18 protein-coding genes are annotated in these 26,304 nt (G+C 72.0%); 10 read left to right on the top strand and 8 right to left on the bottom strand.

Features of this window, described 5'->3' with window-relative positions:
- Nucleotides 1-279: 279 nt before the first annotated feature.
- The 3 genes from L1785_RS22510 to L1785_RS22500 form a co-directional block, all read right to left on the bottom strand.
- Nucleotides 280-1,182: a CD225/dispanin family protein gene (locus L1785_RS22510; RefSeq protein WP_236090441.1), complete on the bottom strand. Its 903-nt coding sequence runs from the start codon at nt 1,180-1,182 to the stop codon at nt 280-282.
- 176 nt (nt 1,183-1,358) lie between these two features.
- Nucleotides 1,359-2,381 (bottom strand): MIP/aquaporin family protein, encoded by a 1,023-nt coding sequence (locus tag L1785_RS22505; RefSeq protein WP_236091482.1) that lies wholly within the window; start codon nt 2,379-2,381, stop codon nt 1,359-1,361.
- Nucleotides 2,382-2,606: 225 nt separating this feature from the next.
- Nucleotides 2,607-2,801: a type II toxin-antitoxin system Phd/YefM family antitoxin gene (locus L1785_RS22500; RefSeq protein WP_236091481.1), complete on the bottom strand. Its 195-nt coding sequence runs from the start codon at nt 2,799-2,801 to the stop codon at nt 2,607-2,609.
- A 106-nt stretch (nt 2,802-2,907) separates the two neighbouring features.
- Here L1785_RS22500 and L1785_RS22495 point away from each other — a divergent pair, with 106 nt between their 5' ends.
- The 6 genes from L1785_RS22495 (at nt 2,908) to L1785_RS22470 (ending at nt 12,063) form a co-directional block, all read left to right on the top strand.
- Nucleotides 2,908-3,696 carry a CD225/dispanin family protein gene (locus L1785_RS22495; RefSeq protein WP_236091480.1) on the top strand — a complete coding sequence of 263 codons (789 nt, stop codon included), beginning with the start codon at nt 2,908-2,910 and terminating at the stop codon, nt 3,694-3,696.
- A 2-nt stretch (nt 3,697-3,698) separates the two neighbouring features.
- The gene (locus tag L1785_RS22490; protein WP_236091479.1) at nt 3,699-4,466 is read left to right on the top strand and encodes a septum formation family protein; all 768 of its coding nucleotides are present in this window, start codon (nt 3,699-3,701) and stop codon (nt 4,464-4,466) included.
- A complete protein-coding gene (locus L1785_RS22485; protein ID WP_236091478.1) occupies nt 4,463-4,999 on the top strand; it encodes a septum formation family protein in 537 nt (178 codons plus the stop codon). Before L1785_RS22490 ends, L1785_RS22485 begins: the two co-directional genes overlap by 4 nt.
- A gap of 66 nt (nt 5,000-5,065) precedes the next feature.
- Nucleotides 5,066-6,052, top strand: coding sequence for a malate dehydrogenase (locus L1785_RS22480; protein ID WP_236091477.1), 987 nt, complete (start codon nt 5,066-5,068; stop codon nt 6,050-6,052).
- Nucleotides 6,053-6,168: 116 nt separating this feature from the next.
- On the top strand, nt 6,169-8,388 hold the full coding sequence (locus L1785_RS22475; RefSeq protein ID WP_236091476.1) for an NADP-dependent isocitrate dehydrogenase: 2,220 nt from the start codon (nt 6,169-6,171) through the stop codon (nt 8,386-8,388).
- A gap of 111 nt (nt 8,389-8,499) precedes the next feature.
- Nucleotides 8,500-12,063, top strand: a complete 3,564-nt coding sequence (locus L1785_RS22470; protein ID WP_236091475.1) for an ATP-binding cassette domain-containing protein — start codon at nt 8,500-8,502, stop codon at nt 12,061-12,063.
- A gap of 71 nt (nt 12,064-12,134) precedes the next feature.
- On the opposite strand, the gene L1785_RS22465 is transcribed toward L1785_RS22470, so the two are convergent.
- Both L1785_RS22465 and L1785_RS23475 read right to left on the bottom strand, forming a co-directional pair.
- A complete protein-coding gene (locus tag L1785_RS22465) occupies nt 12,135-13,994 on the bottom strand; it encodes an HNH endonuclease signature motif containing protein (RefSeq protein ID WP_236091474.1) in 1,860 nt (619 codons plus the stop codon).
- Between the two features lie 224 nt (nt 13,995-14,218).
- Complete coding sequence (locus L1785_RS23475; RefSeq protein WP_372461905.1) at nt 14,219-14,461, bottom strand: hypothetical protein; 243 nt, start codon at nt 14,459-14,461, stop codon at nt 14,219-14,221.
- Nucleotides 14,462-14,637: 176 nt separating this feature from the next.
- Here L1785_RS23475 and pulA point away from each other — a divergent pair, with 176 nt between their 5' ends.
- The gene (gene pulA / locus L1785_RS22455; protein WP_236091473.1) at nt 14,638-20,466 is read left to right on the top strand and encodes a pullulanase-type alpha-1,6-glucosidase; all 5,829 of its coding nucleotides are present in this window, start codon (nt 14,638-14,640) and stop codon (nt 20,464-20,466) included.
- Between the two features lie 122 nt (nt 20,467-20,588).
- On the opposite strand, the gene purU is transcribed toward pulA, so the two are convergent.
- Nucleotides 20,589-21,434: a formyltetrahydrofolate deformylase gene (purU, locus tag L1785_RS22450; RefSeq protein WP_236091472.1), complete on the bottom strand. Its 846-nt coding sequence runs from the start codon at nt 21,432-21,434 to the stop codon at nt 20,589-20,591.
- A gap of 65 nt (nt 21,435-21,499) precedes the next feature.
- Here purU and L1785_RS22445 point away from each other — a divergent pair, with 65 nt between their 5' ends.
- Nucleotides 21,500-22,009 (top strand): GNAT family N-acetyltransferase, encoded by a 510-nt coding sequence (locus L1785_RS22445; RefSeq protein WP_236091471.1) that lies wholly within the window; start codon nt 21,500-21,502, stop codon nt 22,007-22,009.
- Nucleotides 22,010-22,103: 94 nt separating this feature from the next.
- The gene (locus tag L1785_RS22440) at nt 22,104-22,844 is read left to right on the top strand and encodes a GAF and ANTAR domain-containing protein (protein ID WP_236091470.1); all 741 of its coding nucleotides are present in this window, start codon (nt 22,104-22,106) and stop codon (nt 22,842-22,844) included.
- 4 nt (nt 22,845-22,848) lie between these two features.
- Here the strand turns inward: L1785_RS22440 and L1785_RS22435 are convergent, their stop codons facing one another.
- Complete coding sequence (locus L1785_RS22435; protein ID WP_236091469.1) at nt 22,849-23,619, bottom strand: ATP-binding cassette domain-containing protein; 771 nt, start codon at nt 23,617-23,619, stop codon at nt 22,849-22,851.
- Nucleotides 23,616-24,944: an ROK family transcriptional regulator gene (locus tag L1785_RS22430; protein ID WP_236091468.1), complete on the bottom strand. Its 1,329-nt coding sequence runs from the start codon at nt 24,942-24,944 to the stop codon at nt 23,616-23,618. The genes L1785_RS22435 and L1785_RS22430 overlap by 4 nt, the downstream gene beginning before the upstream one ends.
- Nucleotides 24,945-25,133: 189 nt before the next feature.
- Between L1785_RS22430 and chvE the strand changes: the two genes are divergently transcribed.
- A complete protein-coding gene (chvE, locus tag L1785_RS22425; protein ID WP_236091467.1) occupies nt 25,134-26,243 on the top strand; it encodes a multiple monosaccharide ABC transporter substrate-binding protein in 1,110 nt (369 codons plus the stop codon).
- The last annotated feature ends 61 nt before the right edge of the window (nt 26,244-26,304 follow it).

The following is a 26,304-nucleotide window of genomic DNA, read 5'->3' as shown; positions in this document are numbered from 1 at the left end:
GGGGCCGTCGACCGGCGGGAGCGAGGTGGCTCAGGCCTTCTTCTTGCCCTCGGTGTCCGCCGTCGGCTCGTCCGGGTCGGCGAGCACCGGGTCCTCCGCGCCCCCCACGCGCACGCCGGTCACGGCTTCGATCAGCGGAGGGAGGTACCCTCGGCGCGGTGGACCATGCCGGGCGTGACGTAGGTCGGCGCGAGCGCGACGGCCAGGATCATGGGCCGCGATCGTAGCGGGTCCGGGTGAGAGGCACGTGACCTCGCCCCGGACCCGCCCGACCGGCGGTCAGTAGTTGGCGCCCTGCAGGGTGCCGTTGATGGTGTCGCCCCGGGTCGTGCTGACGATGCACCCGACGGTGGTGACGTCACCCGAGGTCGCGCCCGGGGCGACCCAGTAGTCGAGCTCCGAGTCGTAGAAGTCCAGCCCCACGAACGTGCTGAACTCGTCGTAGCAGCGCTCGTTGATGGCGATCTCCATCGCGACTTCGTTCTCGAAATCCGTGCTGCTCACGGGGAAGGACGCGTAGACCTCGCCGGTGTGCGACTCGTCACAGGGAACGCGCACGGTCTCAGGGTCCATCAAGCTGTGGACGGTGGTGAGGCAGTCGCCGAGGGCGAGCTCCTCGAGGCTCACCGGGTCCCCGGTCAGGACCGGCTCCTCCTCGGTGAAGTCATCGACGGCCTCTTCGGACGCGAAGGGGTCCGAGCCGGAGAACGCGTCGTCCAGGTCGCCGACCTGGGAGTACAGGGCGGCGAAGACCACGATCCACAGGAGGATCGAGAGCACGGACGCCGCCGCGAAGACGATGATCGCGATGATGCCGCGCTTCTTCGCCGTCGTGGCCTCGGCCGCCGCCGTCCGCAGGTCGCCCGCGCCGATCGCTCGGGAAGCCCGCAAGGAGGGGAAGAGCGCGGCGATGCCCAGCGGCCAGAAGAGCAGGAAGGCCGCGATGACCCAGCCGCGCGCGTCGGTGGGGCCGGCGGGCGTGGCCTGGTACTGGGCGGCCGCGTAGGCGCCGGCCGGTGGAGGCGCCGCCGGGTACGTGCTCGGCGTCTCGGGCGCGGACCCGGTGGTGTAGGGCAGCGGGGTGGTCGGCTGCTCGTAGTCGACCTTCTCGGTGGGCTGCTCCGGGGTCTCGCGAGGTCCTCGCGGCTCCTGGGGCGAAGGGGGTGCGAACGGGTCGGTCATGGCACCTGCCTGGTTCTGTCGGCGGAAAACGCTGCGATCTGCGGATCCGCTCATGTGCCGAGCGTCACACGCAATGGCTCATGTATAGCAGCGACCACCGACGCTCCTGCGGGCGGCAAACGGCCCCGCCCGGACCGTGGTCCGTGCGGGGCCGTCGCCTGCGGGAGCGAGGTGCCTCAGGCCTTCTTCTTGCCCTCGGCCTCCGCCGTCGGCTCCTCGCCGGCCTCGGGCACGCCGGCCTCGGGCCCGACGGCCTCCGCCTTCTCGGCGGGCAGCGACTGGGCGGTGACCAGCGGCTTCTCCTCGGCCTCGGCCTCGGTGGCCGCGATGTCGGTCCACTCCTCGTCGTCGTCCGCCGGGGCGGTCGCGACGACCGGGCCGGCCTCGACGTCCTCGAACTCGTACGGCTCGGACGCGAACGCGCGGTAGAACAGCGCGGCGAGCGCGGCACCGATGAGCGGGGCGACCCAGAACAGCCAGAGCTGCCCGCCCACGCCGTTGGCCGACCAGTCGTTCGAGAAGAGAGCGGCGGCGGTCGAGCGGGCCGGGTTGAAGGCGCCGCCGTCGACGATCCACGTGACGATGGTCAACCCGGTGACGAGGAGGCCGGTCACGACCGGCGCGTACGTGACCTTGGCCCGCTTGTCGCTCACGCCGAGCACGACGCCCACGAACACCGCGGTGACGATGACCTCGATGAGCAGCGTCGGGAACAGGTCGAACTGCGCGCCGCCGCCGGAGGACGTGTACATCGGCGAGTTGATCGAGAAGCCGTTCGCCGTGTCCTGGAAGAAGTCGAACTTGTCGGCCTTCTGGGTGAGGTCGACGAGCGTCTGGGGGATCGTCGCGAACAGCACGGCGGCGGACAGCACCGCGCCGACGAGCTGCGCCAGCACGTACGGCCCCAGGTCGCGCCAGGCGAGGCGCCCGGCGAGCGCGGCGCCGAAGGACACCGCGGGGTTGAAGTGGCCGCCAGAGATGCGTCCGACGGCGGCAGACGCCGCGATCCACGCGACACCGCCCGCGAGGGCGACCGTGAGGATGGAGCCCTGGTTGACGATGTTGTACAGGCTCGTCCCGACGATGCCGAGGACGAGCACGAAGGAGCCGAAGGTCTCGGCGAGCAGGCGGGACCAGATGCCCGGCTCCCACTCCTCGACGTCGGTCTCGCCGCCGGTCACGGCGTACTCCTGGGACATGAGGTCTGATTCCTTTCGGGGGCGGCACACTCGTGTGTGTCGGACAGGCGGGAGCATCCTGCCACCACCCGCCTGGACGGAACCTGAACGCGGAGATGACCTGACGATTCCCGTCGGAAGACGTGACACCCGCACGCTATCGCCTTTCGGTCCAGGAGAGCGGCTGTTTCGGGCTCCGGCTTTGCCTTTTCGCAACACGATCTCCGCTGCCCTCGGGCTGCGGGCCTAGGGGCAGCCGTCGTCGTCCCGCTCGAGCCGTTCGTCGAGAGCCTCGAGGGCGCGCTCGTAGAAGCCGGGCGAGACCAGCACGGCGCGCACCGCGCCGCGGCTGGTGATCCCGACCGGTTCCTCCTGCGCGGAGTCGAGGACGCGCGTGAGCGTGTGCCGCAGGTCGGTGGCGGTGACGAGGTTCGAAGCCATGGCAGAGATATACACGTGTAGTCGTCTGTGCGCGCGAGGAAGTGTCCGACAGGATCCGTGCGGTCTGGTACAAATGCGCAACGATCCACCCAGAACCGAGGACCGCATGACCCCCGAAGAGCCGCCGCCGACGACGGCCCCGCACATGGACCCGGTCAGGATCCCCGTCGGCCTGGTGCTCGCCGCCATCGTGCTCTTCTGGCCGCTCGCGATCCCCGCGGCGCGCGCCGCGAACAGGGCGGCGCAGGTGCAGGGCGCGGGTGACGAGGAGGCGGCGGCTGAGGCATCGAGGCGGGCCCGGCGTCTTGCCGTCGCGGCCGTCGGGTCCGGTGCGGTCATGGTGCTGGCCGTCGCCGGCGGACTCGTCGCGGCGACCGTCGCGAGGTCGGCCTCGAGCGGTCCGGCGGCCGAGGCGGCCGAGCAGGGCCCGGCGGGCTTCGGCGCACCTCTGCCGGAGCCGGGTGCCCTGCGCGCACCGGTCCGCGAGGGGACCCGGACCACCAGCGTGCACGCGTCGGACCTGCGGGTCGGCGAGTGCTCCGACCCCGAGGGCGACGTGATGAGCGACATCATCTTCGGCACCGACCTCCTCGTCGTCGACGTCGTGCCGTGCGATCAGCTGCACGTCGCCGAGCTGGTCGACGCCTGGAGCGTGACTCCGAGCGAGTGGCCCGACGAGGAGACGTTGCACGCGGCGGTCGAGCCGGACTGCGTCGCGGCCTTCGAGGCGGCTCTCGGGAGATCCGACGGCCGTTCGTCCGGTCTCGTGCAGACGTGGTACCCGCCGATCGGGTCCTCGGGGGACGTACGCCTCATCTACTGCACCTTCGTCCCGCCCGCGCCGGTGACAGGGTCGCTGCAGGACGATGCGACCGAGCTCATGGCGGGGGTGTGACGATGGCCGAGCAGACCCACAGGCCCGACCCGTACGCGGTCTCTCCTGCACCGCTGCCCCCACCGCCGGCAGACGGTCGGCCGCCGACGACCGGCACGGCCTGGGCCGTTCTCGCGATGCCCTTCTGCTGGGCGCTGGCGATCCCGGCCTGGCTCTCGTCGCTGCGGGCCGCTGCGGCCGACGGCCGGAGGGACGTCGCCGAGGTGGCATACGCCGGGTCGCAGGCCCGGGCATTCGGGATCGCGGGAGTCGTCGTGGGTGCGGCTGGGCTCGCGCTCGCTGGTGCCGGCGCCGCTCTCGCCCTGACGCTGGTCACCGCCCGGCTGGACCCCGCGGACACCCCAGCTGTCACAGTGAACCCGGAGGCTGGCCCGCTCCTGGAGCGCGAGTCCCTCATGGGCGACCGGTCGGTGTGGGATGTTGCGCTGGGGTCCTGCTACCTGGTCGGCGACCTGCCGGCCGAGGTGACGACGGTCCCGGTGGTCGACTGCGCACAGCCGCACGGCGGCGAGGTGTACGCCATGAAGTTCGTCGGAGTCGAGATCGATGACGTGTACCCCGGCGAGGACGCGATGCGGGCCAATGCCGTGGACTTCTGCGGCGCCGAGCTCGAGGCGTTCGTCGGTCTCCCGCAGGCCGAGTCGCGCTTTGCGTACTGGTTCACGATGCCCGACGCGTATGAGTCGTACCACGGCCAGTCGAAGATCCGGTGCTTCCTGGAGTCGGCCGCCGACGACGTCGTCGGCAGCGCACGCGGGACCGGCCGGTGACGAGCATCGAGGCACCCGTCGGGCCGCGGTCGCGGAGGCGTGTCGTCGTCGGGGTGTGCGTCGGTGCCCTGGTGCTGGCAGCATCCGGCGCGGCGGCCGCCGTCGTCGCCCTCGGCCAGGGGCCGGACGCACGCGCCGACAGCCTCGAGGTCGACTGGCTCGACCTGCTCCCGGGTGACTGCTACGTGCCAGAGCAGGTGGAGTCGTACCCGGTGCCGGAGGAGTCGTCCACGGTGGAGGTCGTCCCGTGCGACGAGCCCCACGGCGCGGAGGTGTTGCTCGTCGACGTGCTGCCGGACGGCCCGTGGCCGGGGGAGGCGGAGAACTGGAAGACGGCCTGGTCACGATGCATCCCGGCGTTCGAGGACTTCGCCGGCGTGCCGTACGAGGAGCCGAACACCGCTCTCCGGGCAGCGCCGCCCACCGAGCAGTCGTGGGGCGACGGCGACCGGATGCTCGCGTGCATGATCGTGCCGGGCTACGACGTGACCGGCTCGATGCGCGGCCGGGGTGCCGAGCTCGTGGCTCCGTGACGGAGAGAACAAGGCACGCCGGGGCCGGCCTGGGCATGTCGGCCCACCTGGTGCAACAGTGGGTCCATGACTGAACCCGTGAATGTCACCGTCACCGGAGCCGCTGGCCAGATCGGGTACGCGCTGCTCTTCCGCATCGCTGCGGGAGAGATGCTCGGCGCGGACGTCCCTGTACGCCTGCGGCTCCTCGAGATCCCTCAGGCGGTGGGCGCGGCCGAGGGCACCGCCATGGAGCTCGACGACTGCGCCTTCCCTACGCTGGCCGGCATCGACATCTTCGACGACCCCAAGAAGGCGTTCGACGGCGCGAACGTCGCACTCCTCGTCGGCGCTCGCCCGCGCGGGCCGGGCATGGAGCGGGCGGACCTCCTGGAGGCCAACGGCAGCATCTTCGGCCCGCAGGGACGGGCCATCAACAGCGGTGCGGCGGACGACGTGAAGGTGCTGGTCGTCGGCAACCCGGCCAACACGAACGCGCTCATCGCGACCGCGAACGCGCCCGACGTGCCGCCGGAGCGGTTCACCGCGATGACGCGCCTGGACCACAACCGCGCGCTGTCGCAGCTCGCGGCACGGGCCGACGCACGGGTGGGCGACGTCCGCCGGGTCACCATCTGGGGCAACCACTCGGCGTCGCAGTACCCGGACATCTTCCACGCGGAGGTGGCCGGCACGCCGGGGGCATCGCTCGCCGAGGACCGTGACTGGCTCGAGAACGACTTCATCCCCACGGTCGCGAAGCGCGGGGCGGCGATCATCGAGGCGCGCGGTGCGTCGTCGGCGGCGTCGGCGGCGAACGCGGCGATCTCGCACGTGCGCGACTGGGTGCGCGGCACGCCGCAGGGCGACTGGACGAGTGCCGGCGTGTGGTCGCTCGGCGAGTACGGGGTACCCGAGGGCATCGTGTCGTCGTTCCCGGTGACGTCGTCGGGCTCGGGCTGGGAGATCGTGCCGGACCTGGACATCGACGACTTCTCGCGCGCCCGCATCGACGCCTCCGTGGCCGAGCTCCTGGAGGAGCGCGAGGCGGTCCGATCCCTCGGCCTCCTCTGAGGCCCGGGGCGGACCGCCGCCCGTCAGACACCGGGGTGCATTCGGGTCGCACCGCCCGCATCAGGTATCTTGATATCAAGATACCCGCACGTAACCGGCAGGAGTCTGCACAGCCCATGGCCAAGATCATCTACACCCACACGGACGAGGCGCCGCTGCTGGCGACCTACTCGTTCCTGCCGATCGTGACGGCGTACGCGGCCACGGCCGGCGTCGACGTCGAGACGCGCGACATCTCGCTCGCCGGCCGCATCATCGCGCAGTTCCCGGAGCGGCTCACGGCCGAGCAGCAGCAGGCCGACGCCCTCGCCGAGCTCGGCGAGCTCGCGACGCGGCCCGAGGCGAACATCATCAAGCTGCCGAACATCTCCGCCTCGATCCCGCAGCTGAAGGCCGCGATCAAGGAGCTGCAGGACCAGGGCTACGACCTGCCGGACTACCCCGAGGCCCCCGAGACGGACGAGGAGCGCGAGACCCGCGCCCGCTACGACCGCGTCAAGGGCTCCGCGGTGAACCCGGTGCTGCGCGAGGGCAACTCGGACCGCCGCGCCCCCGCCTCGGTCAAGGCGTACGCGAAGGCGCACCCGCACCGCATGGGCGCCTGGGCGCCCGACTCGAAGACGAACGTCGCGACCATGGGTCACGCCGACTTCTTCTCGAACGAGAAGTCCGTGGTGCTGGAGCAGGACGACACGCTGCGCATCGAGCACGTCGCCGCCGACGGCACCGTGACCGTCCTCAAGGAGTCGCTGCCGGTGCTGGCGGGCGAGGTCGTCGACGGCACGTACATGGACGTCGCCGCGCTGCAGGCGTTCTTCGCCGAGCAGGTCGAGCGGGCCAAGGCCGAGGACGTGCTGTTCTCGGTCCACCTCAAGGCGACCATGATGAAGGTCTCCGACCCGATCCTGTTCGGGTACGCCGTGAAGGCCTACTTCAAGCCGGTCTTCGACACGTACGGCGAGCAGCTCGCGGCCGCCGGCCTGTCCGCGAACGACGGCCTCGGCGCGATCCTCGCCGGGCTCGGCGCGCTGGAGAACGGTGCGGAGATCCGCGCCGCGTTCGACGAGGCGCTCGCGAACGGCCCGCGTCTGGCGATGGTGAACTCCGACAAGGGCATCACCAACCTGCACGTACCGTCCGACGTCATCGTCGACGCCTCCATGCCGGCCATGATCCGCGGCGGCGGCCACATGTGGGGCCCCGACGGCGAGGAGGCGGACACGATCGCCGTCATCCCCGACTCGTCGTACGCCGGGATCTACCAGACCGTGATCGACGACTGCCGCGCGAACGGCGCCCTCGACCCGGCCACCATGGGTTCGGTCCCCAACGTCGGCCTCATGGCCAAGGCGGCCGAGGAGTACGGGTCGCACGACAAGACGTTCGAGGTACCCGCCGACGGCACCGTCCGGGTCGTGAACAGCGCGGGCGAGGCCGTCCTCGAGCACTCCGTGCACGCCGGCGACCTCTGGCGCGCCTGCCAGACCAAGGACGCCCCGATCCGCGACTGGGTGAAGCTCGCCGTCACGCGCGCCCGCGCCGCCGGGGTGCCGGCCGTCTTCTGGCTCGACGAGAAGCGCGCCCACGACGCCAACCTCATCGCCAAGGTCCGCGAGTACCTGGCCGACGGCAGCGCCGGGGAGACCGACGGCCTCACGCTCGAGATCATGGACCCGGCCGCCGCGACCGCGTACTCGCTGGAGCGCATCCGCCGGGGCGAGGACACGATCTCCGTCACGGGCAACGTCCTGCGCGACTACAACACCGACCTGTTCCCGATCCTCGAGGTCGGCACGTCGGCCAAGATGCTCTCGATCGTGCCGCTCATGAACGGTGGCGGCCTCTTCGAGACCGGCGCCGGCGGCTCCGCGCCGAAGCACGTGCAGCAGCTCGTCGAGGAGAACTACCTGCGCTGGGACAGCCTGGGCGAGTTCTTCGCGCTCGCGGCGTCCTTCGAGCACCTCGCCAAGTTCACGGGCAACGCCCGTGCGCAGGTCCTCGCCGACACCCTCGACCGTGCCACCGGCACCTTCCTCGAGGAAGACCGATCCCCGGGCCGCAAGCTCGGCACGATCGACAACCGCGGCTCGCACTTCTACCTCGCCCTGTACTGGGCGCAGGAGCTGGCCGCGCAGCCCGACGACGCCGAGCTCGCCGCCGCCTTCAAGCCGCTGGCCGAGGCGCTCGCGACGAACGAGCAGGTCATCGTGGCCGAGCTGCTCGCCGTCCAGGGCTCGCCGGTCGACATCGGCGGCTACTACCGCCCCGACGAGGCCAAGGTCTCGACCGTGATGCGCCCGTCGGCGACGTTGAACGAGGCGCTCGCCGCGCTCTGATCGTTCGTTGCCCGACGTCGGAGCGTGCCTTCCGAAGTGGAAGGCACGCTCCGTCGCATTGGGGAAAACAACTCGTTCTGTGTCAGTGGTGGCACGTACCGTCGAAGGACGATGAGTGAAGCCACCCTGACGCGCACCCCGCCCGCGCCCGCCGCGCCCACCCCTGCGCCGGACCGGGACCTCGGTGACCCCTCCCGCCAGGTCGACTGGCGCCGGCTGAAGAGTCCCGTCGGCGTGGTCGCGCTCGTGGGGCTCGCCGTCGGCTCGATCGGCGCCGCTCTCGGCACCGTGGCTGCCGGCCAGCTCGCCGCCCAGGTCACGGTGGTCGGTCTCGGCCTGCTCGCGCTCTGCGTCGTGGGCGGGGCGCTCGCCGACACGACGGGCCAGGTCCTGTGGGCCGGCGTCGTGGACCGTGCCGAGGGGCGCCTCCGCGGCGACCTGCTCTCTGCCGCGATGCGCCAGCCGCTCGCGGAGCTCAACGAGCAGGCCGTCGGCGAGATCCTCGACCGCGTCGACGACGACACGCACGCGACCGGCACGCTCGTCCGCCGCCAGCTCTGGGGGGCGGGCCGCACCGTCGTCGGCGTCGTGCCCATGTGGATCATCGCGGGCGTCACCTGGTGGCCGGCCTGGTTGGTCTTCCCGGCCCTCGGTGCGCTGGCCGTGTTCCTCGCCCGCCCGTACCTCGCCGAGATCGCGCGCCGCAAGATCGTCGAGGAGGCGGCCTGGACGGACCATGCCGCGGCGTTCGAGGAGGCGGTCGCGGCCCGCGACGACCTGAGGACGAGCCTCGGGCAGCCCTTCGCGATCCGCCGGCTGGCCCAGCTCTCGGCGTCGGTCCACGAGAAGTTCGCGAGCGTCCTGGGCGTCGAGACCCGGATGCTCCGCAACACCGGTCTGGTGCTCAACGCGCTCCTGGCTGCGACCGTCCTGGCAGGTGTGGCGTTCGCGAGCACCGGCGGGCTGCCGATCGATCGTCTTGTGACGCTGTTCCTGGTCACGGCCATGTTCGTGGGCCAGACCGACAACCTGATCCACCACCTCTCCGACATCCAGGAGGGGGTGGGCGCCGTCGTGCGCGTGCGCCAGATGATGGCCGTGCTGCCGGAGCCGGTCGGTGGCCGCGACCTGCCGGACGGGCCGCTCGACCTCGAGCTGCGGGACCTGCACTTCTCGTACGCCGAGGGCACGTTCGCCCTGCGGGACGTGAACCTGCGGATCCCCGCGGGGGAGACGGTCGCGCTCGTCGGGAGGACCGGCTCCGGCAAGTCGACGCTCGCCTCGCTCCTGTCCCGCGCCGTCGAGCCCGAGCCCGGGACGGTGCTCCTGGGCGGTGCCGACGTCCGCGACCTCGACCTGGAGCTGCTGCGGGGCGCCGTCGGCGTCGTGACGCAGCGCACCGAGATCCTCGCGGGGTCGCTCCGCGAGAACATCGTGCTGTTCGCCGACGTCCCGGCCGGGACGGTCGAGTCCGCTGTCCGCGACCTCGGGCTGGAGGACTGGGTCGACGGCCTGCCGGACGGTCTGGAGACACTTCTCGGCCCGGGCGGCACCCGCCTGTCCGCGGGCGAGGAGCAGCTCGTCGCGTTCGCGCGCCTGCTGGTGCGGGACGTGCAGGTGGTTGTCCTCGACGAGGCGACGGCGCGCATGGACCCGCTCACCGAGGCGCGCGTCGTCGCGGCGTCCGACCGTCTGCTGTCGGGTCGCACGGGCGTCCTGGTCGCGCACCGGCTCTCCACGATCGCGCGTGCCGAGCACGTCGCGGTTCTCGACCACGGCCGTGTGGTCCAGGACGGCCCGCGCGAGCTCCTGGCCAACATGCCGGGGCCGTTCCGCGACCTGCTCGAGGCCGGCGAGGAGCACCAGGGCTCGATCGACAGCCCACAGGAGCCGCCGGCCCCCGCGCAGGGTGAGGGTGCTGAGGCGCCGCCCACCGCGGTCGGGACGCGGCGGCGCGTCGGCGAGGCGCCCGACCTGCCCGAGCCCAGCCACGGGCCGAGCCTCGCCCGCGGTGTGGTCGGCGCGCTCCTGGTGCGGCCGTGGTGGGGCCTGTTCGGCGGACTGCTCTTCCTCGTGTTCAACCTCGTGGGCGCGCAGGGCGCGTTCACGGGGTACCTCTGGGGCTCGATGGTGGCGGACCTCAAGGCCGGCCTGGGTGTCGACACGTGGCGCCTCGTCGCGATCGCCGTCGTGCTCACCGCCGGGCCGCTGATCCTTGCCCGGGCGATCTACGTGTACCCGCGATGGTGGATCGAGGTCCTGCTCCGCGTCCGCATGTCGGTGATGGCCGGGCAGACGCGTCAGCGCCGCCTCCCGGCGACACCGCCCGGCGAGATCGTGGCCCGCGCCATGGACGCCGACCGGTTCGTCCGCTATGCGGACCGCTGGGTGGACTTCGTCAACGGCCTGATCGTGGCCGGGGTGACAGCCCTGGTGAGCGGCTCGTGGACGGCGGGTGCCGTGCTGCTCGCCGTCATGGTCGTCTCGGCCCTGGCGTCCGCCGTCGGCCGGCCGATCGCAGGTCGCTCGGCAACGAAGTCCTCCGCGGCGCGCGCCCGGTTCGGCCGATTCCTCGTGTCGGCCCTCGACTCGGCGCGCACGGTCAAGCTCGCCGCCCGCACGCCGCAGGTGCACGCGCACCTGCGCAAGGTCGACTCGGGCCGGGTGGACGCGGCGATCTTCGAGCACCGCATCCAGGCGTTCCTCGACGGCGTGCCCACGGTCATGGTGAACCTCGGCGTCGTCGCCACCTGGTCGATGCTGCTGCTCGACCGGTGGGACCTTGCCACGACGCTGCTCGTGGCCAACGCCGTCACCGGCTTCGGATGGTTCGGCGTCGTCGCGGGCTCGGTCGTGACCGAGGCGCCCGGCACCCGCGCCTGGCAGAAGGCGACCAGCCGGTTCGCCGGCGGGACGGACCTGGTCACGCTCGACCAGGGTGTCGACCTCGTCGCGGGCCGCGCCCCCGAGCCGCGGCCGGGTCCGCGGGTCGCGCTCGAACGGCTCGACCTGGAGAACCTCACCGCGGTGCACGACGACGGCACGATCGGCGTCGAGGGCGTCGACCTCACCGTCCGCCGGGGCGAGCTGGTGCTGCTCCTCGGGCAGGTCGGCTCGGGCAAGTCGAGCCTGCTCTCGGCGCTCGCGGGCCTGCTGGAGCACACGGGCAGCATCCGGTGGAACGGCACCGAGATCGTGGACGCGCAGAGCTTCCTGCGCCCGGGGCAGGTCGCGCACGTCGCGCAGGTGCCGCGCGTCCTGTCGGGTACTTTCGCCGACAACGTCAGCCTCGACCACGGCCGCCCGTTCGACGACCCGATGGTGGCCGCGCGCCTGCACGTGGACGTGGCGGAGGCAGGTGGACCGGGTTCCCTGGTCGGGCACCGGGGCGTGCGGCTCTCGGGCGGCCAGGTGCAGCGTCTCGCGCTCGCACGGGCGCTCGCCGCGGAGACCGAGCTGCTGCTCGCCGACGACGTGTCCAGCGCCCTGGACGCGACGACGGAGATCGAGCTGTGGGCCGGCCTGCGGGAGCGGGGCACCACGGTCATCGGGGCGACGTCCAAGCGGGCGGCACTGGCCCGCGCGGACCGCGTCGTCGTGCTCGACGAGGGCCGCGTGGCCGATGTGGGCTCGTGGTCCGAGTTGGCCCCCCGCTGGTCGTACCTGGCGGGCTGACCTCCGGACTGGCGGGCTGACCTCCGGACGCCGGCGGGTCCGGGCCAGGTTTCCCCGTTGATGACCGTCGGTCAGAACGGTGGGTCGCCAGGCTCGAGCCTGCTCAGGCTGCCCGGGCCCGGGTCCGGGCCTGGGCCTGGGCCTTGGGCTTGGCCCGGCGCCGGGGATGGACGCGGGCCGGGGTCTGCCGTCCGCTGCGTGCCGGCGGTCGGGCGGCCGAGAAGGCGGCGGTCATGGTCGCGCAGACTTACGGGTCGTCCGGCCTGTGTCGGCGGGCGCTGGTAGGTGTGGCCGGTGGGGGCGGTCCAGACGGTGACCCCGGTGTGTGGGTCGCGAATGGCGGTCCAGCCGTGGTGGGTCTTCGCGTTGTGGTGCCTGCGGCACAGCGCTTGCAGGTTGGCGGCCCGGGTCTGTCCGGGGGTGTCCTTGGGGAGCGTGGCCGGGTCGAGGGCGTGGTCGAACCGGGTGATGTGGTCCAGGTCCGCCGCTCTGGCCGGACGATCGCACTGCGGGAACTGGCACGTCACGTCCCGTTCCACGACAGCCTGACGCAGCACGACGCCTGGGACGTAGGCGTGGGTGGAGTGGTCGGTCAGGATCCCGGTGACCGGGTCGGTGACGAGCCGCTGCCAGGTCCCGTCGGTCGCGAGGAGTGCGGCGGTGTCCGCCTCGACCGGTCCGTACCCGTCCAGGAAGCCGGGCTCGTCGTCCCGGCCTGCGAGCGTGGAGGCTGCGACCGTGACGCGAACCTGGGCGCGGACGGGCAGGACGGTGATCCGGGTGGCGCCGCACAGGCAACCTCCGCACAGGCACCCCGCCTCCGTGGTGGAACCTGCGTCCGTGGTGGAGCCTGCGCCCGCGCCAGAGCAGGCGTCGGCGTCGGCGTCCGCGGTGGAGCCCGGGGAGGGGCACCCGCTTGTAGCGGGTGCGGGTGCGGTCGTGCGCGGGACGCCGGGGACGTAGCCGGGCACCGTCGCCGGACCGTCGGCCGAGGTTTCCGCCGTCGTGCTCGCTGCCGTGCCCGCAGCGCCGGTCGGGGGCGGCGTTTCTTGCGGGGCGCATCGTGGGACGGTGGGCACGATCAGGCGGCCGGTCAGGATCGCGGTCAGGGCGTCCGCACGGGCCTGGGCAAGCGTGCGGTCCTTCCCGGCACGCCTGATCGCCCGCCCGGCGGTGTCGAGGGTTGCCCAGACGGCTGCTGCGTCGGTGGCGGGCAGGTGTGCCGACAACCACGCCATCGTCCCGCCGTCGACCTGGTCCAGGTAGACCGCTCGAGCGTCCTGCTCGGAGGTGGTCTGCTCGGCGGGTGTCTGGTGGCGGCGGGCGTGCTCGTTCATCTTGTCCCGCACCCACCGGCGGGACTGCCCCGGGGCGAGGGGCAGCACGTCCGCGATCGCGGCCTGACGCTGCTCGAGGGTCAACGTCTTGCCGGCCGTCAGCAAGAGGTCGGCCTTCACCGTGTCGATCGAGGCACTGACGAGGGCGGCCGCCACCTCGCGGTGGCGGTCCAGCCCGGCCCCGCGGGCCATCACCCGGTCGGCCTCCGGCCCCGGCACGCCCAGGCGGGCGCCGAGCTCGACCGCGGCGTGCGCGTGCTCCACCGACCACGCCCGACGCCGGCCCAGCTCACCAGCCACCGCCGCCTGCTGTGCTGTCGCCCACCCGATCAGCCGGGCCCACCCCGCGGCCAGGTCCAGCAGGTCACCGTCGCCGAGCGACTTCACGCCCTGGACGCCTTCCGGGCCGATCGAGGCGATGGACTCCAGTAGCCCGGCCAGCCCCGCACCCGCGGGCGCGGCGGCCAGCACCGCATCAAACCCGTCCGGTGCGAGCCCGTCCGGCGTCCCGTCCTGCGCGCACCCGTCCAGGGCACGGCCGTCGCCCGGCGTCATCGCCAGCACCATCACGACCACCCCCTGACGTGTCGCCACCGGCCGGACTCGTGATCGAACGCCCGGCGAGCCGGGCCCCCTGCCCGACGCCCTCCACTTTAGTCGAACACTCGTGCGACATGCTAGAAGATGACAAAAGATGTGGATAAGTACTTCGTCCACAGCCCTGGCGTCAGCGTCCAACCCGCGCAACTCCGCCAGCACGACTCATCGAGGGCGTGCTCAAGCTCAAGGAGGAGCCGGGCCGCATCGCGATGAGTGGCTCACCGTCCGTCGTGCGCCAGGTCCTGACGGCGGGCCTCCTCGAGCGCGAGGCCATAGGCGAGTGCGTAGCCCGAGACGATCCAGGACAGCGTGGCCTCGGAGGCATCGAGCGAGGTCCGGATGGTCGGCAGTGCCACGTTGACGATCGTGGTGTCGAGGAGCGCCATCGAGACGCCGAGCAGCAGCACGGCCAGTGCGAGCCAGGAGCGGCGCGGTGGCGCGGCGGTGTCGGTCGTGGTCACGTCGTTTCCTCCGGGGTCCTCGCGGTCTGGCTCCGGGCGGTCGGGACGGTCTGCTCGCGCCGGCGTACGTCCGGGACGCCGCGGGGCGCCTGATGCCTTGCTGCACGTTTCTGCAACCGTTACAGTCGGGCGCGGATCACACAGGGGCACCACCCCGGACGACGAAGGAGTCTCCAATGCATCGCGCTGCACGCGATCTACCCCTCCTCGAAGGAGGGCCATCCTGGCTCCGCCGCCCGACGGCGGCCCTCGCCTCGGGTGCGCTCGTCGCCCTCGCAGGCCTCGCCGGGGTGACGAGCACCGCCGCCGCGGAGGACCGCACCGCGGCCCTCGTCGGCAGCCTCCAGGACGAGCTGGGCTGCGCCGCCGACTGGGACCCCGCCTGCGCCGCCACCGACCTGACCCCCGTGGGCGACGGCACCTACACCGCGGAGTTCGACCTCCCGGCCGGCTCGTACGAGTACAAGGTCGCCATCAACGACGCCTGGGACGAGTCCTACGGCCGCGACGGCGGCAGCACGAACGCGCCGCTCGTCCTCGCGGGACCGGCCCGCGTCAAGGTCACGTTCGACGACTCGACGCACCGCATCGCGCTCACCCCCCTGACGCTGGAGGGGGAGTACACCGACGCCGACGCCGCCCTCGCGACGGCACCGGTCCGCCAGTCCGGCTCCGACGAGCGGTTCTACTTCGTCATGACGGACCGGTTCGCGAACGGCGACGCGACCAACGACACGGGCGGCCTGTCCGGCGGCGCCCTGGAGAACGGCTTCGACCCGACGAACAAGGGCTTCTACCAGGGCGGCGACCTCGCCGGCCTGCGCGCGAGCCTGGACTACGTCGAGGGCCTGGGCACCACGGCCATCTGGCTCACCCCAAGCTTCCTCAACCGGGCGGTTCAGGGCACGGGCGCCGCGGCGTCCGCCGGGTATCACGGCTACTGGGTCACGGACTTCACGCGCATCGACCCGCACCTCGGCACGAACGAGGAGCTGGGCGCGCTCATCGCCGACGCGCACGCGCGCGGCATCAAGGTCTACTTCGACATCATCACGAACCACACGGCGGACGTGATCGACTACGCCGAGGGTCAGTACTCGTACGTCGACCAGGCGACGAGCCCGTACACGGACGCCGCCGGCGCAGTCTTCGACCCCGCGGACCACGCGGGAACGGACAGCTTCCCCGCGCTCGACCCGGCGACGTCCTTCCCGTACACGCCGGTGATCGCCCCCGAGGACCAGACGCTCAAGGTCCCGTCCTGGCTCAACGACCCGACGCTCTACCACAACCGGGGCAACTCGACCTGGACCGGTGAGTCCGTCACCTACGGCGACTTCGACGGCCTTGACGACCTCATGACCGAGCACCCGACGGTCGTCGACGGCTTCGTCGACGTCTACGAGACGTGGGTCGACCTGGGCATCGACGGCTTCCGGATCGACACGGTCAAGCACGTCAACAAGGAGTTCTGGGAGGAGTGGACCACCGAGGTCCTGGACTACGCCCGCGCCGCCGGCAAGCCGGACTTCTTCATGTTCGGCGAGGTCTACGACGCCGACCCGGCCAAGACCGCGCCGTACGTCCGCGACACCGACATGTCGTCGGTGCTCGACTTCTCCTTCCAGGCCGCGGCCACCAGCTACGCGAGCGGCAACAGCGCGCAACGGCTGAGCAGCCTGTACGCCGGCGACGACCTGTACACGACGCCGGACACCAGCGCTGCCGCCCTGCCGACGTTCCTCGGCAACCACGACATGGGCCGCGTCGGCTACCTCCTCGCGAACGCGGGTGCCGCCGACGGCACGACTCAGGCGCGCGACGAGCTCGCCCACGAGCTGATGTACCTGACGCGCGGCCAGCCGGTCGTCTACTACGGCGACGAGCAGGGCTTCGCCGGCACGGGTGGCGACAAGGACGCCCGGCAGACCCTCTTCGCCACCCAGGTGACGGAGTACGCGAACCAGCCGCTCGTCACGGGTGAGCAGGCGGGCAGCACGGACCGCTACGACACGAGCGCCCCGCTCTACGGGCACATCGCGGCCCTCGCCGCGCTGCGGGAGGACCACCCGGCGCTCGCCACGGGAGCGCAGGTCGAGCGGTTCGCCGACGACGGCGCGGGCGTCTACGCGTTCTCCCGCGTCGACCGCACCGAGAAGGTGGAGCACCTGGTCGCGGTGAACAACGCGACCGCCGAGCGCACGGTCACGTTCACCACCCTCACCCCGGGTGCCGCGTACGCCCCGCTGTACGGCACCGAGGTCGCGACCAGCGCCGACGCCGACGGCACGGTCACGCTCACGGTCCCGGCGCTGTCCGCCGTCGTCCTCGTCGCGGACCGCACCGTCGGTGCCGACGCGGACGGCACGATCGCCGTCGCGGCCGGCAGCCCGGCCCGCGCCGGTGCGGCCCTGACCGGCACCGCCCCCGTCGCGGCGACGGTCGACGACGCCTGGGCGGAGACCTCGTTCGCCTGGCGCGCCGTCGGCACGACCGCGTGGAGCCCCCTGGGCACCGCCGAGGACACCACGCCGCGCGTCTTCCACGACGTGGCAGGGCTCACCGAGGGCACCCTCGTCGAGTACCGGGCCGTCGGCACGGATGCCGACGGCGACCGCTCCGCGGCCTCCACGTTCGCCTCCGTGGGCGTGGACGTCAGCGGGGTCGCGGGCGGCTCGGAGCCCGAGCCCGAGATCGACATGGTCACCGTGCCCGGCAACCACAACAGCGAGATGGGCTGCGCCGGCGACTGGACGCCCGACTGCGAGGCGGCGCGCCTCACCGAGCGCCCTGACGGCGTCTGGGCGGGAACGTTCGACCTGCCCGCGGGCGACTACGAGTACAAGGTCGCGATCAACGGTTCGTGGACCGTCAACTACGGCGTCGGCGGCGTGCAGGACGGCCCCAACGCCACCTACCACCACGCCGGCGGCCCGGTCACGTTCTACTGGGACCCTGTCTCGCACGACTTCTCGTCCACGGCGCAGGGACCGATCGTGACCCTGCCCGGCTCCTACCAGGACCAGGCCGGCTGCCCCGGCGCCTGGGCGCCCGACTGCCTCGCCACCTGGGCCAAGGACCCTGACGGGGACGGCACCTACACGTGGTCCACCACCGCGCTCAGCGGCGGGGCCTACGAGGTCAAGGCCGCCCACGGCCTGTCCTGGGCCGAGAACTACGGCCAGGGCGGCGTGGCGGGCGGAGCGAACTACAGCTTCACTGTGCCTTCAGCGGCCGACGGCGGCACCATCGTTACCTTCTCCTACGACCTCGCCTCGCACGTCCTCACCGTCGAGACGGCGAACCCGCCGCTGCCCGGGACGGGGCTGCAGTCCGCCCACTGGGTCCGTGAGGACCTGCTGCTGTGGCCGGGCGACCTCGGTACCGGCGACAGCTGGACCCTGTGGACCGCCCCCGAGGGTGGCCTCGCGGTGAGCGAGGGAGAGGTGAGCGGCGCGGGTACGTCGTCGTCGTACACCCTGACGCGGGCGGAGGCCGTGCCAGAGGACGTGGCTACCGACTTCCCGGCGCTCGCCGGCTACGCGCCCCTGCAGGTCGAGGGCCTGGACCGGCCCGCCGCCGAGGCGGCCCTGACCGGGCAGCTCCTCGTGACGCGGTCCGACGGCGGCGACCTCACCGCCGCGACGGGCGTGCAGGTGCCGGGCGTGCTCGACGACCTGTTCGCGACCGAACGCACCCTGGGCGTGACGGTGCATGCCAGCCTCAAGTGGGCGTCGTTCGCCCTCTGGGCGCCGACCGCGAAGGACGTCACGCTGCTGACGTGGCCCGCGGGCGCGTCGCTCGACGAGGAGCCGGACCGGTTCGCCGCGACGCGGCAGGCGGACGGCACCTGGACGGTCGACGGCAGGGCCGCCGCGAGGAGCTACCCCTGGAACGGCGCGCGCTACCTCTACGAGGTGCGGGTCTACGTGCCGTCGACCGGACAGGTGGAGACGAACGTCGTCACCGACCCGTACTCGGTGGCGCTGACGGTCGACTCCACGCACTCCGTCGTCGTGTCGCTCGACGACAAGGCCTACCAGCCGCGCGTGTGGCGCACCACGCCCGCGCCCGTCGTGGACCGGGCCGTGGACCAGACGATCTACGAGCTGCACGTGCGGGACTTCTCGGTCTCGGACGAGACGGTGCCGGAGGCGAAGCGGGGGACCTATCTCGCGTTCGGCGTCCCAGGCTCGGACGGGATGACGCACCTGCGCTCGCTCGCCGAGGCGGGGCTGACGACCGTGCACCTGCTGCCGACGTTCGACATCGCGACCATCCCCGAGTCGCGGGACGACCAGGCTGTCACCGGCGACCTGACCGGCTTCGCGCCCGACTCGGCCGACCAGCAGGCGGCCGTGACGGCGATCAAGGCGCAGGACGCGTTCAACTGGGGCTACGACCCGTACCACTTCCTCGCGCCCGAGGGGTCGTACGCGGTGTCGTCCGACGGCGGTGCGCGCGTGTCCGAGTTCCGCACGATGGTCGGCTCGCTGCACAAGGCGGGTCTGCAGGTCGTGCTGGACCAGGTCTACAACCACACGTCGGCCTCCGGGCAGGCGGACACATCCGTGCTCGACCGCGTGGTGCCGGGGTACTACCAGCGCCTGGACCCCGTGACCGGAGCCGTGGAGACGTCGACCTGCTGCCAGAACGTGGCGACGGAGCACGTGATGGCGGGCAGGCTCATGGTGGACTCCGTGGTCCTGTGGGCTCGGGAGTACCACGTGGACGGCTTCCGGTTCGACCTCATGGGGCACCACTCGGTCGAGAACATGCTCGCGGTGCGGGCCGCGCTCGACGAGCTGACGCTCGAGGAGGACGGCGTCGACGGGTCGTCCGTCTACCTGTACGGCGAGGGCTGGGACTTCGGCGAGGTGGCCGGGAACGCGCTGTTCGAGCAGGCCAAGCAGGGCCAGCTCGGCGGCACGGGTATCGGCACCTTCAGCGACCGGCTGCGGGACGCCGTGCACGGCGGGTCGCCCGTCGACGGGGCGAGCACCTTCACGCAGGGCTTCGGCACCGGGCTGTTCACGGCGCCGAACGGACGCGAGGCGCGGGCCGGCGACCCGGCGTCGGTCAACGACGGCGGCGCCGACGAGGCAGCCGACCTGGCGCACCAGACCGACCTCGTGAAGCTCGGCCTGGCCGGAAACCTGCGGGCGTACACGTTCGTGACGTCGACGGGCGAGACGCAGCGCGGCGACCAGATCGACTACCGCGGTGCCCCCGCCGGATACGCCGACGCCCCGGAGGAGGTCGTGACGTACGTCGACGCGCATGACAACGAGACGCTGTTCGACCTCCTCACGCTGAAGCTGCCCGTGACGACGTCGATGGAGGACCGGGTGCGGATGAACACCGTGTCGCTCGCGACGACCGCCCTGGCGCAGACGCCGTCGTTCTGGCACGCAGGCACCGACCTGCTGCGCTCCAAGTCGCTCGACCGGAACTCGTACGACTCGGGAGACTGGTTCAACGCGATCGACTGGTCCGGGCAGGACAACGGGTTCGGGCGCGGGCTGCCGCTCGCCTCCGACAACGAGGACAAGTGGCCCGTCATGGCGCCTCTGCTGGCGGACCCTGCCCTCAAGCCCGGCGCGGACCACATCGCGGACTCGTCCGCGGCGGCGATCGACCTGCTGCGGCTGCGTTCGTCGACGGACCTGTTCCGGCTCGGGTCCGCGGACCTGATCCAGGAGAAGGTCACGTTCCCGGGCTCGGGACCGGAGGCCGTGCCCGGCGTGGTGGTCATGTCGGTCGACGACCGGCTCGGGTCGGCAGACGTCGACCCCGCGCTGGACGGCCTGCTGACGGTCTTCAACGCGTCGCCGTCGGCGGTCACGCTGACGGTGCCGGGGCTCGCCGGGCGTGACTACGGGCTCTCACCCGTGCAGGCCACCGGGTCCGACGACGTCGTGCGCACCACGACGTGGGACGTCGCGACCGGGACGGTGACGGTCCCGGCCCGCACCGTGGCGGTGCTGGAGGACCCGCAGGGCTGAGCGCCAGCACCCGTCCGCTTCGAGAAGGCCATCAGGTATCGCTTCGCAGCCGGAAGCGATACCTGATGGCCTTCTCGAACGGGACGCGGATCCGACGGCGACCCGTCGAACCGAGGTGCGGGTCAGCGGAACACGACCGTGCGGTGGCCGTCGAGCAGCACGCGGTGCTCGGCGTGCCACCGCACGGCACGCGCCAGTGTGCGCCGCTCCACGTCCTCGCCGATCGCGACGAGGTCCGAGACGTCCCGCGAGTGGTCCACGCGCTCGACGTCCTGCTCGATGATCGGGCCCTCGTCGAGGTCGCCGGTGACGTAGTGGGAGGTGGCGCCGATGATCTTCACGCCGCGCTCGTGAGCCTGCCGGTAGGGCTGGGCGCCCTTGAACGACGGCAGGAACGAGTGGTGGATGTTGATGATCCGCCCGGACAGGTCGCGGCACAGCTCGTCCGACAGGATCTGCATGTAGCGCGCCAGGACGACGAGCTCGACGTCGAGCTCCTTCACGAGCTCCCGGAGCCTGGCCTCGGCCTCGGCCTTCGTCGTGGCGGTGACGGGCACGTGGTGGAACGGCTTGCCGTAGAACGCGGCGATGTCGGCGAGGTCGGTGTGGTTGCCGACCACCCCGACGACCTCGATCGGCATGTTCTGCGACCGCTCCCGGTAGAGCAGGTCCACGAGGCAGTGCGCCGCCTTCGACACCATCACGAGGGTGCGCACCCGCCTGCCGACCGTGTCGAGCTGCCACGTCATGCCGAACCGCGCGGCGATGTCCGTGACGGCGGCCGACAGCTCCTCGTGCGACGCCGCGGACTCGACCTGCACGCGCATGAAGAACAGTCCCGACGCGGGGTCTCCGAACTGCTGCGACTCGGTGATGTTGCCGCCGTGCTCGGCGAGCATCCCGGCGACGGCGTGGACGATGCCCGGTCGGTCGGGGCAGGAGAGCGTCAGGATCCAGTGCTGCTTCACGGGTCAACCGTAGGCGTGCCCGGACGTGCGTGCCGACCCCGCCCGATCTCTGACACGATGGACCCATGAGCAAAGCCACCACCACGATCGCACTGGTCGACGACGACCACGCCGGCGAGCTGCTCACGCTCCGTCGCGCGGCGTTCGTCAGCGAGGCGCAGCTGTACGACGACCCGCACATCCCGCCCCTCACGCAGACCCTCGCCGAGCTCCGGGCAGACCTGGCCCGCGAGGACGTCGTGACGATCGGCGCCTGGGAAGGACATCGTCTCGTCGGCTCCGTGCGCGTCGAGATCGAGGACCAGCGGGCGACCCTGGGCCGCCTCGCCGTCGCGCCCGACAAGCAGGGCCGCGGCCTCGGCACGCAGATGCTGTTCGCCGTGCTGCCGTACCTGCCGGAGCAGACGAAGGAGATCTGGGTCTTCACCGGCAAGGACTCGAAGCAGAACCTCGCGATGTACACGAAGCACGGCTACGAGGAGCAGTTCGACAAGGCTGCCGGCGACCTCACGTACACGTACCTGCGGCGCGTGCTGGGCGAGCTCGACGCCCGCAACGCAGCCGGCTCCTCGTAGCGCCGCCGACCATGGCCTCGGCGCGCCGCCCGTAGCAGACTGGTGCTCGGGGGGCGGCCGAGACGTGGCCGGTGCCACGAGGAGGTGCGCGGAGATGATCGACCGGACGCAGATGCTCGGTCTCCTCGCGCAGAGCCTGGCCCACGCCGACAAGGACGAATCCCTCGCCGCACGCCTGTGCCGGGCGAGCGTCGAGATCATGGGGGCGGACGGCGGCGCGGTCACCCTGTCTCCCACCACTCCGGAGCGCCTCACGGTCAGCGCGTCGGACACCACCTCCTCGATCATCGAGAACCTCCAGGAGGTCCTGGGGGAGGGCCCGGGCCAGACCGCCTTCAGCGACGGGCGCACCGTGATCACGACGGTCGACGACCGCAGCGACGGCCCGTTCCCCATGTTCACCGAGCTCGCCGGCACCGTCGCCGGCTCATTCACCGTCTTCGCGTTCCCGATGCGGCCGGCAGGGACCACCATCGGGGTGCTCACCCTGTACGCGACGTCCGGGAGCCTGAACCACGCGGTCGCCGACGCGCAGTTCCTCGCCGACGCCGTGGGGGCCGCACTCCTCGCGGACCCTGGGTCCCTGATCTTCATGGAGCCGCCGACGTGGCCCCAGCGCGCGCGGGTGCACCAGGCGACGGGCATGGTCGTGGCTCAGCTCGCCGTGAGCGCCACCGACGCGCTCGCCCTGCTCCGTGCGCACGCCTTCGCCCACGACAAGACCCTCGGTGACGTGGCGACCGACGTGCTGGAGCGACGGCTGCGGTTCAGCACCGACCGCACCGCCGGCGACCGGATCACCTCCACCGACCCCCTGGGAGACGAGGAGCCGTGAGCCGTCAGCCCGCGACCGCCCGCGGGCGGCTCGCGCCCGTGATCGCCGCGACGACCTCCTCGTAGGACACTGCCGCCGCCGGGAACGAGCCGTTGTTGCGGCCGTGCCGCAGCACCTCGATCCGGTCGGCGACGGCGCGCACGTCCCCCATGTTGTGGCTGATGAGGATGACGCCGTGCCCGAGGTTGCGCAGCGACTCGATGTGCGTGAGCACCTCGGCGGTCTGCGCGACGGAGAGGGACGCCGTCGGCTCGTCGAGGACGACGACGCGCGGTGACCCGAGCAGGGTGCGCGCGATCGCGACCGTCTGCCGCTGCCCGGCGGACAGGACCGCAAGGGGCGTGCGCACGGACGGGATGCGCGAGGTGAGGTCGCGCAGGATCTCGCGCGCCCTGTCCTCCATCGCCTCCTCGTCCAGGCCCCGGCCGCGCCGCAGCTCCTGCCCGAGGAAGAGGTTCTGCACGACGTCGAGGTTGTCGCACAGCGCCAGCTCCTGGAACACGGTCGCGATGCCGAGGGCGCGGGCCTGCGCGGCCGAGCCGATCGTCACCGGCCGGCCGGCCATCTCGATGAGGCCGGCGTCGGGCGACAGCACGCCCGCCACCACCTTCGCCAGCGTGGACTTGCCCGCGGCGTTGTCGCCGACGAGCGCCACCACCTCGTGGGCGTGGACGTCCAGGTCCACGCCCTCCAGGGCCACCACCGGCCCGAAGCTCTTGTCGATCCCGCGCAGGGACAGCACGGGCGTCGTCGACCGTGGGCTTGTCTTCGTCAACTCGCCTCGCTCTCGTGCGCGCCACCGTCGGCGCGTTGGGTACCAGGGTGCCCGACGTCGTCCCCCTCGCCCAAGCCCGCGCCGGACCGCGGGCCGGACCCCGCGCCCGACCCCGTGCCCGACAGGGCGTCGTCGCCGTGGCCGTGGCGCAGGAGGTGGGCGTGCTGGACGTCCGTCTGCTGCCGGGCGAGGGCGAGGGCGCCCAGGACCTCGGCGCGGTCGCCGAGGGCGGCCGGGACCACCTCCACGGGCGCGAGCCGGCCCGGGATCGCGTGCGTGAGGATGGCTGTCCGCAGGGGGTCCAGCAGGACGTCGCCCGTGCGGGCCAGCTCGCCGCCCACCACGACGACCTGCGGGTTCAGCACGGTCACGAGCCCGGCGACGACCTCGCCGACGGCGCGCCCGGCGTCGGCCACGACGCGGCGGCAGCCGGGGTCGCCCTCGCCCGCGTGCGCGATGAGGTCGCGGAGCGTGAGGTCGCCGTGGCTGGACCGCAGGGAGCCGAGCAGCGCCTGCGCCCCGACGACGGTGTCGAGGCAGCCGCGGTTGCCGCACCGGCAGACGGGCCCCGCGGGGTCGACCTGGACGTGTCCGATCTCACCGGCGGTGCCGGCGTACCCGCGGTGCAGGCGGTCGCCGAGCACCAGGCCGGCGCTCGTCGTGTGCCCGACCCGCACGTAGACCGAGTCGTGGTGCTCGCGGGCCGCGCCGAGGTCGTGCTCGGCGAGGGCGGCAAGGTTCGCGTCCTTGTCGACGTGCACGGGCCGGGCGAGCCTCTTGGACAGCACCTGGCCGACGTGCAGGTCGTCCCAGCCCCGCAGGACGCCCCGGACCGTGACCTCGCCGGTCGCGGAGTCGACGGGCCCCGGCATGGCGAGCCCGATGGCGAGGAGCTCGTCGAGCTCGGCCCCGACGCGGTCGAGCAGGTCGACGACGAGGAGCGCCGCCCGGTCGAGGGTGGTGTCGGAGCGGTGGTCGCTGGGCAGCGGCATGGTCTGGTCGGCGACCACGGAGAGCGTGAGGTCCCCGAGGGCGACGCGCAGCGCGCGTGGTCCCACCTCGACGCCGGCGACGAGACCGAGGCGGCGGGCCATCGTGACCTTGACGGCGCGCCGGCCGGAGCGGGAGGTGGCGTGCGTCTCCACGACGCCGGCGTCGAGCAGCTCGCGCACGATCGTGGACACGGTGGCGGTCGAGAGGCCTGTCGCCGCGGCGAGCTCGACCTGCGTGAGGCCCCCGAACCGTTTCACGGCGTCGACGATGCGGCCCCGGTTCGCCTCCCTGAGCGACGTGGGCGTCCCAGGCGTGGTGTTGCCCCTCCGCACGAGGGGAGACTACCTCGCCGGCGTGTTGAATTCGAGACTTGAACACAGTTTGGCAACGGCAGACGATCTGGCCTTGACCGCCGAACGCAAGATGCGTACGTTTCCGGTCGGCGGGCGCAAAGTACGCGTTCGGCGACAAACCATTCGACGACGAAGAGGAAGACGACGATGTCACTGCGCAGGATCGGCATGAGGACCGCCGCATTCGCGGTCGCCGCTGCGACCACCCTCGCCCTCGGCGCGTGCAGCGCCGAGCGTTCGGGCGAGGACGCCGGCAGCGAGAGCGGCTCCCCCGAAGACACGCTCGTCGGCATCGCGATGCCGACTCGCAGCCTCGAGCGCTGGAACAACGACGGCGCGCACCTGGACGAGCTCCTCGCGGAAGCGGGCTACCAGACGTCCCTGCAGTACGCCGACAACAAGGTCGACCAGCAGATCACCCAGATCCAGAACATGGTCAACGACGGCGCCGACATCCTCGTCATCGCCTCGATCGACGGCACCGCGCTCGGCCCCGTGCTGCAGACCGCTGCGGACCAGGGCGTGACGGTCATCGCCTACGACCGCCTCATCAACGACACCGAGAACGTGGACTACTACGCCACCTTCGACAACGAGCTGGTCGGCACCCTCCAGGGCCAGTTCATCGCGGAGCAGCTCGACCTCGAGGGCGGGGCCGGTCCGTTCAACCTCGAGCCGTTCGCCGGGTCGCCCGACGACAACAACGCCAAGTTCTTCTTCAAGGGCGCGTGGGACGTGCTGACGCCGTACATCGAGTCCGGCCAGCTCGTCGTCCCGTCCGGCAAGGCGCCGGCCTCGGTCGACGACTGGGCCTCCATCGGCATCCAGGGCTGGACCTCCGCCACGGCCCAGTCCGAGATGGAGAACCGTCTTAACTCGTTCTACACGGACAAGAAGGTCGACGTCGTCCTGTCCCCGAACGACTCGCTCGCGCTCGGCATCGAGCAGGCCCTCGAGGGCGCCGACTACGCCCCGGGCGACGACTGGCCGCTGATCACCGGCCAGGACGCCGACCTGGCGAACACGAAGAACATCCTCGCCGACAAGCAGTCCATGACGGTCTGGAAGGACACCCGCACGCTGGGTGACCAGGTCGCGACGATGATCGACTCGATCGTCGCGGGCGAGGAGCCCGAGGTGAACGACACCGAGACGTACGACAACGGCGTGAAGGTCGTCCCGGCGTACCTCCTCGAGCCGCAGGTCGTCACCAAGGACGACGTCGAGACGGCGCTGGTCGGCTCCGGCTTCTTCGACGCGTCGGACCTCGGTCTCTGACCTGACCGACCGCCGAAGTAGTCACCTCGTCCGCGAACCTCGCCGCGTGATGCGGCGAGGT

Source organism: Antribacter soli, assembly GCF_021568775.1.
Lineage (GTDB): Bacteria > Actinomycetota > Actinomycetes > Actinomycetales > Cellulomonadaceae > Antribacter > Antribacter soli.
This window is presented reverse-complemented; position numbering and strand designations above follow the sequence as displayed.